Raw genomic sequence first — 11,553 nt, forward strand, 5'->3', positions numbered from 1 at the left:
CATTGGCAGATGTCGGGCCACGGGTCTGTTTCCCGCATCGTTGTTATGTCCTCAAAATGCTCCCGTACGACCTGGGCTAAAGACATTTCCGGCCGGGGCAAGATGGGGATTTCCATGCGGGGGTGATCTGCAAATAGTTCCTCATGGTGGCCGCAGTAGATGCAACTGTATGCTGAGACAAATGGTGCTGCGTGGTCGTTTATCCTTACGAGGGAGGACGGCACCGGAGTGATCGTTATGAGGCGGTAGCCGTTCCTCCCTTTGCAATGTGGGCAATCCATTATTCGTAATCCCTCCATTTCACGTTGTGTTGGCACCCGAAGGCCATCGCAAATTCGATCAGTTCCGACATCTCGGAAACGCTCATTTTGGACGTATGCGCCCCGATAACCACAAAACCACCGTCTATGCCGGGTACAACCTTTAAACGCTTCAGCGAGGCGGTGAATACGTCCTTCCAATCCTCTTTGGTCAGCCTCTGCCCGTACCAGTCAACCTGCTCTGATATGTCGGTGAGCATGGCCCACATCCGGGCGTTCTGCTCGAGGTTGCGAGTGGTCTTATGCTCCCGGATATCGAGGTCATGGGCAACATCCAAGGGGAGTGCCCTGATGATCTCGATGGCCCGGTGGCGCAGGGGCTCGGATGATATGGTGAGTTTCTGCTTCATGCCCGCAGCGCCCTGAGGTCGGCAATCATCTGGTCAACGGAAGAGTTGAAAGCGACAACGGCGGCCTCCATCTTCTGAATCTCGCCATCATCCCGGCGGAAACGCACAACGAACAATTGCATTTCTTCGGGCAAGCGCGGGTCGTAGGAAACGAAATCCACCCATTTCCGGCCAGTACAGGCGAGTTGCCATGTCATCTGCGGTATGTATTGAGCGGGAGGTTCACCGCCCAACAGGTAATCAATGTGCGTTGCCGTGTTTGGACATTTGATCTCCACCAGCCCATCATCCCCCACCAGCCCATCCGGGCTTGCCCCGGCCATCGGGATTGTTGGGTGATCGATAAAGGCAACCTGCTCCACCGTGACGCCCTTCAAAAACTCGTAGCACTCACGGGCGAACGGTTCCAACTCGGTCCCGCGCTGCATGGCGGCATTGGTATAGGTTTCCTCCATAGCGCCGGTGAGACGCTCGCACACCAACTGCGCCCGATAGTTCCGAACCCCAGCCGATTCCGCGCTGCCCCGTCCCTTGCTCATTACGTCAGCCACTTTGGAGGCCGTGACCTTGCCGAGACGCATCTGAAACCATTCGGGCGTACCCTGCTGGATATCCATCACGCCCCCCGTTTCTTTTCGAGCATCTTTACGGCACTGGCAAATTTGGCAGCGGGGAGATACTTCACGGCGTCAATTTTCCAGTACACGCAAAATTTTGCCACGTCCGCCCCCACATTCTCGATCAGGGTGAGCAGGTCGCTTGCCTGGGCCTCGGTGATAATCGGGGCGTCATCTTTTTTACCGGCCCCGTTGCCGTCATCGTCCATGTCCCGACTTGAGAGCCCGAGGATTGCATAGAGGGTGTAGCGTTCGAGGTAGGAGACCGTCGACCCGATAGCTTGGATTGCGTTCTTGCTGCCGCTAGTGTCAGGGGAAGAGGACAAACTGGTTGACTCCGAATGCCCCATACGATGCGTGACGGTGCATTCAACGGTGATAAGGTTACCGTCCTGCCGTGTCTTCCATTGGTGGGACAGGCCGAATTGAGAAAGCAAAGGTTGTATGGCTTCGATGGACTCCGAAAGGCCCGCATATTTGATATTGTGGCCGGTACGAGTCTTGGCAATCGCCGGGGCTTTCTCCCGGAAATTTGCCATGGCATCGTTATATGCTTTCCGCGCCTCATTCGCCTCATAGCGAAGTTGCAGGTCGAAAAGCTGCTGCATCTGGTCAATACTCGCGTTCGAATGCTGCGCTCTCACGATTAGGTCCATCGGTGTGATTGATGCTGCCGGTATCGTGGTTATTTCATTATCCATTCGAGGCCTCCTTCTGCGGCTCTTCCGTATCCCCGGCGTTGAGTTCGGCAAGGTGAGCGATTTCTTTATCAATGCCCATAAGCGCGGCGGCTTGATCGTTCAAATCGCGTGCAGCACAAATGGCGGAGTAGATGGCTGCTTGGACTGCTAAATATTTAGTCGGGCCGTGACCGTGACAGTTGATGTATTCCCCGACCTGAAAACTAAGTTGGCATCCATAACGGTTATCGGGGTCATCATTGCCAGGATAAATCCGACCAATATCCCGCCCATCTACGATGATTCGCTCCTCTATCGCATGCGTTGGTCTTGAGGGTTGCAAAATTACGTTCATGTGGTATTCTCCTTCGTGACCTCCAAAGTCACTGTTGTTGATCGAGCCGTGCTAGCGGCTCTTTCTTTTTTAGTACTCAGCAGACCACTCCACATCGGCAGGAAGTCCGAAACTCGCCGCCTTCGCCTTCCAACAGTCCTTTTCCTGAGTTTCAAGATAGTATTCCCGGCCTCCGCTGGGACAATGGCAATTCAGGTAACGGAACGGCTGCCGTATACCCGGCAGTTTGAAACTGACGATCCGCATGGGGTATCCGTGGCCGTCATCTGCGACCTCGTGGATTACCTCCAAACCATCCAACCCCGCCATTTTGGACTTATCCATCACCTCATACGCTACCCGGCGTTGTTCCATGTTGTCGATTGCGAATACCTGAGGAGCGGAAATTGACCCGTCGGAGATTGATCTCCAAAGGTTCACATCGTCGAACCTGACGCCATGAATGAAGTACAGACCCCATCCATCAGGGTACTTGATCGCCATGTCTGATAATGAGTGCAGGCGACCTTGATTATCCTTTTCAGCCCTGGTCGGGCGGGCGCAGACCATAACGAAGTCCCGATTGGGCCAGATATAGTTGACCGATTCGCAGACCTTGCGATAAGCGGTAGCGCGATCTACAATATCTTTCGCCAGCTTGAGCTTGCAGACATCCATGAAAAAAGCGACGAAGGCCACGCCCCACCACCATCCGCCTACCCAGAACTGGCCACCGATCCAGTAATGCCAAGAGATCGAGACTCCGGCTTTATTGGCAATATTGGCAGCTGATTGGACCGCGCCACCGACCGCGCCACCGACCGCGACATCGACCGCGTCACGGACCGCGTCACCGACCGCGACACCGACCGCGCCATCGACCGCGACACCGACCGCGCCACCGACCGCGTCACGGACCGCGTCACCGACCGCGACATCGACCGCGTCACGGACCGCGACACCGACCGCGCCATCGACCGCGACACCGACCGCGCCACCGACCGCGTCACGGACCGCGTCACCGACCGCGTCACCGACCGCGACACCGACCGCGACATCGACCGCGTCACGGACCGCGTCACCGACCGCGACACCGACCGCGTCACCGACCGCGACATCGACCGCGCCACCGACCGCGACACCGACCGCGCCATCGACCGCGCCACCGACCGCGTCACGGACCGCGCCATCGACCGCGTCACGGACCGCGTCACGGACCGCGCCATCGACCGCGTCACGGACCGCGTCACGGACCGCGACACCGACCGCGCCATCGACCGCCCCACGGACCGCGACATCGACCGCGCCACCGACCGCGACACCGACCGCGCCACGGACCGCGTCACGGACCGCGCCACCGACCGCGTAAACGCCGCTTGCGCGGCGTTTACGCCAAATCCCCTCAGCAACTGCTGCGGCTAAAGCGCCAACGAGCGGGGAGGAAACCCGAATCACGCGGGACGGGTATGGGAGGCCGGCTTTTTCGTAGCAAATCGGCATGTGTTTGTCGAAAGTAGCCCAGTCGGTTTCGCCGGTTTTGAGACCGATATTGATCCATTCCTGTGCGAACGCTGGCATTACGGCCTTCTGTTTTTCCGTCAATTTATCGATACGAATTGGCATGTCGGTTCCTTTCAGTCGACGACCTGGGTCATGGACTCATGTTTGTGTTCGAACTGGCGGCGGAGCTCGTAAACACCCGCAGGCAGCTTCGCGGTCTTGATGGCGCCTTTCCCCGCGCCATGGTCCGGGTGCAGGAGCGTGCAACCTGTAGTGGCCATCAGATAGCCAAAGACGAACTGGTCAACACCCTTGAGGTACACCGTGCCATTGCGGACATCGTGGTTATTACCGCCGCTGCCCTGCATAAGGGTTTGAGTGGAGGCCGCCTGTAACCCTTCCGGTAACTTGTCGATTTTCACCAGCGCTAAATCCCCGTGTCGAATTACTCTTGTTTTTTTAGCCATTTGCTTGTAACCTTTCTGTGATCCCTTCGATCACCGTTTCAGGAGTGGCCCCCCTGCAAAGGGGCTTTTCTATTGCTTCGCCAGAAACGCCCACACCTGTCGTTCGATCCCGTCAAGCTGGTTCTGCAACAGCATCTCCGTGATATCCCCGTCGTTGTGCTTCACCGTTGCAATGTCGATTTCCGCCGGGCTGTCTGGCGTGATCGGTAGGCCGTAACCATCTTTTGTGCCGCGGTCCGCCGGGGTAAACTCGAACTCGACCACCAGAGGCACGTCGAAGTACGTGATATTTGCGATCATCGTCCGTTCATCCTCCCCATGCAGACGATCAGGGCCGCGATACCGCAACAAACCCCAAAGACGATAAATGTGGTCATGGGCGTTCAATATTTTTCGGATTGGGCCCCCTGGCGGCCAGCATGGTGTCTGCATAAGCGTAAGCATCCTGGCAATGATTCCCGCGGGAGTCGTCTGGGCAGAGGGGGATAATTGCTGCCAGCGCCGCCATGGCAAACTGGTCCCGCAAGGTGGTCCGCTGATGCTCAAGCCCTTTGGCGTAAGCCACAAGCTCTTCCATAGCGTTGGAAGTGCTTTGGTCTGAATGCAGCCATTTATTGAAGATGTCTTCTGCGTAGCTCATCGCCGTACCCTCGCTTCCATCTCCGCCCGGTCCTTCCGCTCCCGGGTGTGCATGAGGATTGTCTCAGCCTCGTCATGGGTGGCTGCTTTCGCCAGCGACGAGGGCGGGGACAGCACCGGGGCATCTTCGGTTGAGCAAAAGCAGATAGTGCCACAGGAGACGACGAGGGCGATCAGGATTAACAGGCCCCGGAGTTGTTCGGCGTATTCGCGGGCCGTCTGCCGGCGGGTGCGGCGGTCGAGGGTTTGCAGCATTTGGCTTTTCATGTCTGTCGCCTCCAACAGAATACCTGTTACACAAGGTAAAAAAATAGCGCTACGCTTTCCGCTTCTTGTCTCCGAACAGTCGGCCCATGCCATCGGGAGTGACCCACCAAGCCCCTCCGCGCTTGACGGCCCCTGGTACATTGCCCCGCAGACATTCCAACGAAAGATATCGAGGGGCAAGCCCGTACAGGTGGGCCACTGCTCCCGATCTGGCCCGGGCCATGTTCTGAAACTGTGTCAGGGTTATTTTCTGCACTTCTGTTCTTGCCATAATCTACTCGCTTTCCAATGAAATGTACGCAGGGCAACCATTATCAGCGGGGATATGCTGCGGCTCTATCATCGATGTGTGGTTGATCAAAACTTCAATATCTTTGCCGTGAATAGTTTTAAGCGCCTCAAGTTTACTGATAAGTGCTTCAATGTTCACACGCTGCCCCTTTCCACAAGTAAATTGTCTTCCTTGAGAGCATTGATTTCTTCCTGGTTGATTTTAACTGTACCATTCAGCGTGTTTCGAAACCGTACCGGGTCAAAATTGCGCTGTTTTGCCCATGTTGCCATTTTGCGGCCGGTTTCATCGAAACGTTTTCGTGTTTCTACTAAATCAATCAATTGATCACCCCCTTTTTAACTCGTTTGGTAGAAATATGTTCAGAATGTGTTATTGTGAATTTGTGCTTTATGTATATTCCTATGGAAACGACCTGTCAATAATAAAAAAGAAGATATCAAGGAATTTTTATGGAAAGCGTCTACGACCGGATACAACAGGCGATTGCAGCCTGTAAGATATCCAGAAATGAACTTGTTGATATCACTGGATACACTCAGGGGGCAGTAAGCAAAATATTAAATGGCGGAGTAGGGATCACTCCCCAGTTCATCAAAATTTTCTGCCTGGCGCTTGGGGTGTCCGAAGATTGGGTTAAGACGGGCAAGGGGGGTATGTTCTCTCTTTCTCCTGCGGCCCGGGAGCTGGTTGATCTCGTAAAAGGTCTATCTGATGCCGAAGCACAAGCAATCCTTGATCGTAGCCGTAACGAGAAACCAAAAAAATCATCAGATCACGTTTAGCAGACACAATCCGCCTCCTAAGTGCAAGATGGTATTTTTTGTAGCATACAAGCCTGACAGAATAGGCCCACATGGGGCAGTATGGTTATTATTTTGAGGTAACCAATGTAATGCCATGTGGCATTACATGAAAGTAAAAAAGAGAGTGGGAGGGGCTTTGTGCAGGATTACAGGCGGGCGACTTCTCTCGATACAAGCCAGCGTATCAGCTCGGATTGGTTCATTGAATACGCTTTAGCAACTTTTTCGAGATCCGCCTTTTCCATGGGAGTGAATCTGACCTGTACGGGCTCGGTCTTGAGGCGCATAACGTATGTATATACAGCATGAGCCGGTAAAAATAAAGGAGGCGTTTATGTTGAAGCCAATGAATTTGGTGCTGTTGGCTGCTTTGACCATCATCCTTGCCGGATGTGGCCCGCACATGACCACCACGGATCTTGCCCCTGGCATGACCAGCCAGGAAGTAATCCAGAAACTGGGAAAGCCCACCAGCGCCTCGCTGGTGGACAATATGAGATACCTGATATTCAAGGTGAATGACGACGCCTTTGGCCGTAGCGATAATTTTTACGCCGTGGGATTCAAGGATGATCACCTTGTCAGTATCGCCCCCCTACCAGAAGACATGCAGGAAAATAGCATTTTCGACGCAGTTAAAAAACGAGGCATTTTTGTAATGCATTAAAAAAATATGCTTGACAACGTTAAGTTATGTTGTTTAATGTCTTTCAAGACAGGTAAGTTGTCTGTTATGACAGGAAAATGGAGGGTTACATGAAGGCTTATAAACCACTACAGGACGCATTCCGCAAAATGGACACATCAACGGTACACTGGCACAAAACTTCCAAATTTCCAAAAACCATGGAAACAGCCAATGCTGTTTTATACCGAGATGCGGTTGTGGACGCTTCAACTCTGGCCTATTTGGCCCACTGCCTCGGTTTGTCGAATGCCCAAGTAGTGGCGGTTTTAGACCAGTACGCGAAGGATGCGCCGAAGAAAGCTGCCGAAACGGCCATCCTCAAAAAGCTGATTGCCCCTATTGATCTAAATCGGGATGAGCAGGATCTTATTGAAAAAATACGAAAGCTGGATGATGCCAAGCGCAAGCTTGTAGCGGAGATGGTGAGGTCGTTATGAACGACAAATCAGTGTTTAAAAAACTGGTATGCCCCAATTGTAGAAAATGGACACCGGACGCGACAGGGAAAGCCGTACAGGAATGTCCTAAATGCCGCGTCAGGATGCAACCGTCCGTTAAGTGGCATGTCCGTATTACCCGAAACGGGAAAACGTCTGTAAAGGCCGTTTCCAGCCGCAGACAAGATGCAATAGATTATCTGCACGCAGCAAAGGATGCTGTCCGCCGCGGGGCTCTACTGCCGGGGGAAGAAAAACCCATTACCTGGGAGTCTGCCAAGAAAGATTTTTCAGACTGGATTGACCGTTTCAACGAGAAAGACGATACATACGCCCTATCATTCAAGACGCGGGAAATATACCACCTCTGTCTGCGCCATCTCGACAACCATTTAAACGACGACCTGCAATCCATTACCGTCAAGCAGGTTGCGGATATGATCACCGAACTTTCCCGCACTCTATCAACAAAATACGTGTGTGAGACTGTCAAGCTGCTGAAACGGATGTATTCGTTGCAGTGCGGTTGGCACTCTGCCCGGACAAATCCCGAACTCCATGCCGTGGCCGCCGACTTGGCTAAGATGGAAATGCCAGACTACAACAATAAGCGGCTGCGGTTCCTCACCGTAGAGGAAACCAAAGTACTGTTGGACAACTGCACTGCCCCGCACCTGAAACTGGCGATTCAGATTGCCCTCGCTACTGGCTGGCGCCATGGTATGATTATGGGGCTTGAATGGCGGCAGATCGATTTTATTAACCGCACTGCCACATTTCAGCCAAAAGATATGAAGTCGGGCCGGGTGTTCGTGGCCCCGTTGATGGGGGGAATCTCTGTGCTGTTGACCGAATGGCGCAAGCTCCAAGCGAAAAAGAAAATCAGCCCCTTCGTGTTTCAATCCCCCACGCGGAAGGGCCAGCACATGGCTGATATGCAAACCAGCTGGGAAAAGCTAATGGAGGCATGCAATAAAAAATTGCAGAAGGAGGGAAAGCCCGACTTTTCAGATGTGTGCTTTCATACCCTGCGGCATACCTTCGCCTCGCACTTCCTGATGAACGGCGGCGACCTTGCTACACTCTCGGAACTGCTTGATCACGCTTCAATCCAGATCACTAAGGACCGCTACGGACACCTTTGCGTTGAGCATAAAAAAAAGGAAATAGACCGATTCGAGGGGGTGTTTTTTCAGTCTTCGGTCGACAGATAATCTGTTTCAGAGTGCAAAAAAGAGTGTAAGTTGTTCGACGTGCTTGTACGAATCGAAAGGCGATCATAAGCGGGTAAACCCTTGTGGCCGTTCATTTTATCTAACTATGCATAATACTTGTTAAAATTGATAAACAGGTTTTCTGCTGGCCTTTTTTAAAAGAAAAACCACCGTAAAAACGATGGTTTAAGTGGCGCGCCCGGAGAGATTCGAACTCCCGACAACCTGGTTCGAAGCCAGGGACTCTATCCAGCTGAGCTACGGGCGCATACTGAGATTATGACAACTGAACCGCCATGCTGATGGTCGCTCCAGGTATCAGGATGGCACGTGGTGAGTCATGCACCTGCATATTCGAAAGCCCTAAGATATCACATGATGCAAAATTGGCAACAGCGCGGAAATGATTGCGTTGCCCGGTTTTTACCACCCACTGCGATGGTGATTTATTTCCCGTAACGTTCGATGAACCCCTGAACCTGGAGAGCGGTCTCGCTGGTCCGGTCCAGCTCCAGGTAACGGCGCCACGCCTCCCGCGCCTTGTCCATGCGGTTCAGGTCGAAGGCATTGACGTATCCGACATTATACAGGCTTTCCAGGTTATAGGGCGCGATCTTGAGCGCCCTCTCGAAATTTGCCAGGGCTCGCGTGAAATCGCCTGACTGGCGGTACATAGCCCCCTGGTCGTTGAGTATGTCCGCATCGTCGGGGACGAGCGCCAGTGCCCGGTCGTAGGCCTCAATGGCCTGCTGGGGTTGGTCGCCGTCGTAATAGGCATTTCCCAGTTCGCGCCAGGCTGCCTGATTGCCCGGTGACTTTTGTGTTTTCTGGAGTGCCTCGGCAATACGTGCGCGTACCTCTTCAGGGACCTGTTGCGTACTGGCCTCCTCCGTGTCGTTGCTGTCCGGCGTTTCCACCTCATCGTCCGAAACGGTTTCATCCTCAAATGACGGGCAGACCTGTTTGGCGGCCAGGTCGAGAGCCGAGCCGGGGAAGATGGCTGCCAGCGGGCCTCCCCCCTTCATTCTCGCCAATCGTTTCCCGTCCGGTCCGATGATGTCGATGAGTTCCAGAACATCCGTCTGTTCGCTGCAATCTATTTCGTAATATTCCAGGTGGAGGCGGTACTGTTTTTCGCCATATTCGCCGGCAGCCAGTTTGCGCTGCGGTTCGCCCAAGGGGGTGAACCGCAGCCAGACGGTTACCCTGCCCAGGGGGGTCAGTTTCAGGGAATCCATGTCAACGGCGACGTCATGGCGCGCCGTACGGGCCAGGGGGCGCCATTGGATCGCCGCCGCCGTTCCCTGAAGAACAACGCCCAGGGAGGCCGCCAGCACCATGAGGCGCACGAAACGGTATGGTAGTGCTCGTCCTCTGTTCACATTGAATTCCCCGGCATTTTCAAGGATAGGCCCGACTGCGCCATTGTACTGGAGCATGGTTTGTTTTCAACTGTTTTTTCCGCGGCGTTTCATCTTTTGCCTGGAGTGCTTCCGACTTGACGCCTATACTGTTTTAAGGTAGCTTTCGGCAGATAGAGTATACAGGAAAGGTGACGCCGGAAATGCGCGTAATTGCGGGTAGTGTGCGGGGAATGAAGCTTGCGGCGCCCCGAGGGATGCAAACCCGTCCTACAGCCGACCGGGTCCGTGAAGCACTTTTCAGCATCGTTTCGAGCCGTCGCGACCTTCAAGAGGCCCAAGTGCTGGATATCTGTGCAGGAACCGGGAGCCTGGGGATCGAAGCCCTCAGCCGGGGGGCGGCCTTTTGTTGTTTTGTGGAGCATGATAGGCACGTACAGGCGGTTTTGGAAAAAAATTTGGAGGCCACCGGCCTTGCCTTCCGGTCTCAGGTCCTTACCTTCGATTGTCTCAAAGCCTTGCGTCTCTTGGCGTCACAAGGGCGGCGCTTCGATGTGGCGTTCTTTGATCCCCCCTACGCCTCTGCCCTTTACGATACCGTGCCGGAGGCGGTAGGCGGCCTGTCCCTGCTGGCGGATGACGGGGTGCTGATCGTGGAATGCGCGGCGCGCAAGCCCCTGCCCGAACGGGTCGGGACGCTTATCAAGTGCGATCGCCGGGTTTACGGTGACACGGCACTGGAGTTCTTTATGTTGGAGGACGCATGAAAAAGATCGCTGTCTATCCCGGTTCCTTCGATCCCATCACCTACGGCCACGTGGATATCATAAACCGCGGCTTGAAGATCTTCGATCAGGTGGTGGTGGCGGTGGCCGCCAACTCCCAGAAGAACCCCCTGTTTTCCATCGACGAACGGGTCGCCCTGATCCGCGATGTGTTCAGGGAGGAACCGCGGGTGGTTGTTGACACCTTCAGCGGCCTTCTGATAGATTATGTGTCCTCACGACGGGCACATGTCATCATCCGGGGGCTGCGCGCCATCTCGGACTTTGAGTACGAGTTTCAGATCGCCCAGATGAACAGCACGATCGGCCAAGGCGTCGAGACGCTGTTCATGATGACATCGCTGCAATACGGTTATCTCTCCTCCTCCATCGTCAAGGAGGTCTGTCTGCTGAACGGGAACATCGACCGGTTTGTGCCGCCGGAAGTAAAGGCCGCCCTCAGGGCAAAATTCGGACTCGAGTGAACGACCGCCAATGGGCGGTGCCAAACGGAACCAAGCGTGCAACGAAGCAAAACGACCCAGGCGCTCCAAAGCCCATCCTTTTTTGCAAGCAAGCGAGGTGCGTACCATGATCACACGGGACATGATTATCGCCGATATTATCAGACAGCACCCCGAAACAGTGTCGGTATTCCAGCGCTATCATCTTGACTGTTACGAATGCCAGATCGCCGATCTGGAAACCGTTGAGCATGGGGCCGGCGTTCACAAGGTTGCCATCGCCGAACTTATCGAAGCATTGAACAAATCTCTGGAATGAATACCACGGCTCACGATCACCGGCAGGTTATTTC

General features: G+C 54.3%; 20 protein-coding genes and 1 tRNA gene. 8 read left to right on the forward strand and 13 right to left on the reverse strand.

Annotated elements, in window-relative coordinates:
• Positions 1–280: 280 nt before the first annotated feature.
• The 5 genes from F6V30_RS14120 to F6V30_RS14140 all read right to left on the reverse strand — a co-directional run bounded on the left by F6V30_RS14120 (position 281) and on the right by F6V30_RS14140 (position 3,000).
• Positions 281–670, reverse strand: coding sequence for a recombination protein NinB (locus F6V30_RS14120; protein WP_151157601.1), 390 nt, complete (start codon positions 668–670; stop codon positions 281–283).
• Positions 667–1,287 carry a lambda exonuclease family protein gene (locus F6V30_RS14125; protein WP_151157602.1) on the reverse strand — a complete coding sequence of 207 codons (621 nt, stop codon included), beginning with the start codon at positions 1,285–1,287 and terminating at the stop codon, positions 667–669. The genes F6V30_RS14120 and F6V30_RS14125 overlap by 4 nt, the downstream gene beginning before the upstream one ends.
• The gene (locus F6V30_RS14130) at positions 1,287–1,988 is read right to left on the reverse strand and encodes an ERF family protein (protein ID WP_151157603.1); all 702 of its coding nucleotides are present in this window, start codon (positions 1,986–1,988) and stop codon (positions 1,287–1,289) included. Before F6V30_RS14130 ends, F6V30_RS14125 begins: the two co-directional genes overlap by 1 nt.
• Positions 1,981–2,322, reverse strand: coding sequence for a hypothetical protein (locus F6V30_RS14135; RefSeq protein ID WP_151157604.1), 342 nt, complete (start codon positions 2,320–2,322; stop codon positions 1,981–1,983). Before F6V30_RS14135 ends, F6V30_RS14130 begins: the two co-directional genes overlap by 8 nt.
• 69 nt (positions 2,323–2,391) lie before the next feature.
• On the reverse strand, positions 2,392–3,000 hold the full coding sequence (locus F6V30_RS14140) for a DUF6745 domain-containing protein (protein WP_151157605.1): 609 nt from the start codon (positions 2,998–3,000) through the stop codon (positions 2,392–2,394).
• Positions 3,001–3,093: 93 nt separating this feature from the next.
• Here F6V30_RS14140 and F6V30_RS14145 point away from each other — a divergent pair, with 93 nt between their 5' ends.
• Positions 3,094–3,723, forward strand: coding sequence for a putative RNA-binding protein (locus tag F6V30_RS14145; RefSeq protein WP_151157606.1), 630 nt, complete (start codon positions 3,094–3,096; stop codon positions 3,721–3,723).
• Between the two features lie 212 nt (positions 3,724–3,935).
• On the opposite strand, the gene F6V30_RS14150 is transcribed toward F6V30_RS14145, so the two are convergent.
• The 6 genes from F6V30_RS14150 to F6V30_RS14170 form a co-directional block, all read right to left on the reverse strand.
• Entirely contained in the window at positions 3,936–4,268 is a 333-nt protein-coding gene (locus F6V30_RS14150; protein WP_191965712.1) for a hypothetical protein, read from the reverse strand.
• A gap of 69 nt (positions 4,269–4,337) precedes the next feature.
• Positions 4,338–4,568 (reverse strand): hypothetical protein, encoded by a 231-nt coding sequence (locus tag F6V30_RS14155; RefSeq protein WP_151157608.1) that lies wholly within the window; start codon positions 4,566–4,568, stop codon positions 4,338–4,340.
• Positions 4,569–4,641: 73 nt separating this feature from the next.
• Positions 4,642–4,908 carry a hypothetical protein gene (locus F6V30_RS14160; protein WP_151157609.1) on the reverse strand — a complete coding sequence of 89 codons (267 nt, stop codon included), beginning with the start codon at positions 4,906–4,908 and terminating at the stop codon, positions 4,642–4,644.
• Positions 4,905–5,174, reverse strand: a complete 270-nt coding sequence (locus F6V30_RS14165) for a hypothetical protein (protein WP_151157610.1) — start codon at positions 5,172–5,174, stop codon at positions 4,905–4,907. The genes F6V30_RS14160 and F6V30_RS14165 overlap by 4 nt, the downstream gene beginning before the upstream one ends.
• 274 nt (positions 5,175–5,448) lie before the next feature.
• Complete coding sequence (locus F6V30_RS17175) at positions 5,449–5,604, reverse strand: hypothetical protein (RefSeq protein WP_191965713.1); 156 nt, start codon at positions 5,602–5,604, stop codon at positions 5,449–5,451.
• Positions 5,601–5,789, reverse strand: coding sequence for a hypothetical protein (locus F6V30_RS14170; protein ID WP_151157611.1), 189 nt, complete (start codon positions 5,787–5,789; stop codon positions 5,601–5,603). Before F6V30_RS14170 ends, F6V30_RS17175 begins: the two co-directional genes overlap by 4 nt.
• A 129-nt stretch (positions 5,790–5,918) precedes the next feature.
• On the opposite strand from F6V30_RS14170, the gene F6V30_RS14175 reads away from it, so the two are divergent.
• From F6V30_RS14175 to F6V30_RS14190, 4 genes are all read left to right on the forward strand, one after another.
• Entirely contained in the window at positions 5,919–6,251 is a 333-nt protein-coding gene (locus F6V30_RS14175) for a helix-turn-helix domain-containing protein (protein WP_151157612.1), read from the forward strand.
• A 355-nt stretch (positions 6,252–6,606) separates the two neighbouring features.
• Positions 6,607–6,939 (forward strand): outer membrane protein assembly factor BamE, encoded by a 333-nt coding sequence (locus tag F6V30_RS14180; RefSeq protein ID WP_151157613.1) that lies wholly within the window; start codon positions 6,607–6,609, stop codon positions 6,937–6,939.
• 89 nt (positions 6,940–7,028) lie between these two features.
• Positions 7,029–7,397 (forward strand): hypothetical protein, encoded by a 369-nt coding sequence (locus F6V30_RS14185; RefSeq protein ID WP_151157614.1) that lies wholly within the window; start codon positions 7,029–7,031, stop codon positions 7,395–7,397.
• The gene (locus F6V30_RS14190) at positions 7,394–8,611 is read left to right on the forward strand and encodes a tyrosine-type recombinase/integrase (protein WP_151157615.1); all 1,218 of its coding nucleotides are present in this window, start codon (positions 7,394–7,396) and stop codon (positions 8,609–8,611) included. Before F6V30_RS14185 ends, F6V30_RS14190 begins: the two co-directional genes overlap by 4 nt.
• A 191-nt stretch (positions 8,612–8,802) precedes the next feature.
• Here the strand turns inward: F6V30_RS14190 and F6V30_RS14195 are convergent.
• Together F6V30_RS14195 and F6V30_RS14200 are read right to left on the reverse strand one after the other, a co-directional pair.
• Positions 8,803–8,879 (reverse strand) — tRNA-Arg (locus F6V30_RS14195).
• A 178-nt stretch (positions 8,880–9,057) separates the two neighbouring features.
• A complete protein-coding gene (locus F6V30_RS14200; protein ID WP_191965714.1) occupies positions 9,058–9,993 on the reverse strand; it encodes a tetratricopeptide repeat protein in 936 nt (311 codons plus the stop codon).
• Between the two features lie 182 nt (positions 9,994–10,175).
• Between F6V30_RS14200 and rsmD the strand changes: the two genes are divergently transcribed.
• The 3 genes from rsmD to F6V30_RS14215 all read left to right on the forward strand — a co-directional run bounded on the left by rsmD (position 10,176) and on the right by F6V30_RS14215 (position 11,519).
• Complete coding sequence (gene rsmD, locus F6V30_RS14205) at positions 10,176–10,739, forward strand: 16S rRNA (guanine(966)-N(2))-methyltransferase RsmD (RefSeq protein ID WP_151157617.1); 564 nt, start codon at positions 10,176–10,178, stop codon at positions 10,737–10,739.
• The gene (coaD, locus tag F6V30_RS14210; RefSeq protein ID WP_149309391.1) at positions 10,736–11,221 is read left to right on the forward strand and encodes a pantetheine-phosphate adenylyltransferase; all 486 of its coding nucleotides are present in this window, start codon (positions 10,736–10,738) and stop codon (positions 11,219–11,221) included. The genes rsmD and coaD overlap by 4 nt, the downstream gene beginning before the upstream one ends.
• 106 nt (positions 11,222–11,327) lie before the next feature.
• Positions 11,328–11,519, forward strand: a complete 192-nt coding sequence (locus F6V30_RS14215) for a DUF1858 domain-containing protein (RefSeq protein WP_149309393.1) — start codon at positions 11,328–11,330, stop codon at positions 11,517–11,519.
• The last annotated feature ends 34 nt before the right edge of the window (positions 11,520–11,553 follow it).

Origin of the sequence: Oryzomonas sagensis (assembly GCF_008802355.1) — a bacterium.
GTDB classification, from domain to species: Bacteria; Desulfobacterota; Desulfuromonadia; order Geobacterales; family Pseudopelobacteraceae; genus Oryzomonas; species Oryzomonas sagensis.

Bases quoted from the DNA above. Each gene is read 5' to 3' on its own strand.
- F6V30_RS14120 (WP_151157601.1), bottom strand. From the start codon at position 670: ATGAAGCAGAAACTCACCATATCATCCGAGCCCCTGCGCCACCGGGCC.
- F6V30_RS14125 (WP_151157602.1), bottom strand. From the start codon at position 1,287: ATGGATATCCAGCAGGGTACGCCCGAATGGTTTCAGATGCGTCTCGGC.
- F6V30_RS14130 (WP_151157603.1), bottom strand. From the start codon at position 1,988: ATGGATAATGAAATAACCACGATACCGGCAGCATCAATCACACCGATG.
- F6V30_RS14135 (WP_151157604.1), bottom strand. From the start codon at position 2,322: ATGAACGTAATTTTGCAACCCTCAAGACCAACGCATGCGATAGAGGAG.
- F6V30_RS14150 (WP_191965712.1), bottom strand. From the start codon at position 4,268: ATGGCTAAAAAAACAAGAGTAATTCGACACGGGGATTTAGCGCTGGTG.
- F6V30_RS14155 (WP_151157608.1), bottom strand. From the start codon at position 4,568: ATGATCGCAAATATCACGTACTTCGACGTGCCTCTGGTGGTCGAGTTC.
- F6V30_RS14160 (WP_151157609.1), bottom strand. From the start codon at position 4,908: ATGAGCTACGCAGAAGACATCTTCAATAAATGGCTGCATTCAGACCAA.
- F6V30_RS14165 (WP_151157610.1), bottom strand. From the start codon at position 5,174: ATGAAAAGCCAAATGCTGCAAACCCTCGACCGCCGCACCCGCCGGCAG.
- F6V30_RS14175 (WP_151157612.1), top strand. From the start codon at position 5,919: ATGGAAAGCGTCTACGACCGGATACAACAGGCGATTGCAGCCTGTAAG.
- F6V30_RS14180 (WP_151157613.1), top strand. From the start codon at position 6,607: ATGTTGAAGCCAATGAATTTGGTGCTGTTGGCTGCTTTGACCATCATC.
- F6V30_RS14185 (WP_151157614.1), top strand. From the start codon at position 7,029: ATGAAGGCTTATAAACCACTACAGGACGCATTCCGCAAAATGGACACA.
- F6V30_RS14190 (WP_151157615.1), top strand. From the start codon at position 7,394: ATGAACGACAAATCAGTGTTTAAAAAACTGGTATGCCCCAATTGTAGA.
- rsmD (WP_151157617.1), top strand. From the start codon at position 10,176: ATGCGCGTAATTGCGGGTAGTGTGCGGGGAATGAAGCTTGCGGCGCCC.
- coaD (WP_149309391.1), top strand. From the start codon at position 10,736: ATGAAAAAGATCGCTGTCTATCCCGGTTCCTTCGATCCCATCACCTAC.
- F6V30_RS14215 (WP_149309393.1), top strand. From the start codon at position 11,328: ATGATCACACGGGACATGATTATCGCCGATATTATCAGACAGCACCCC.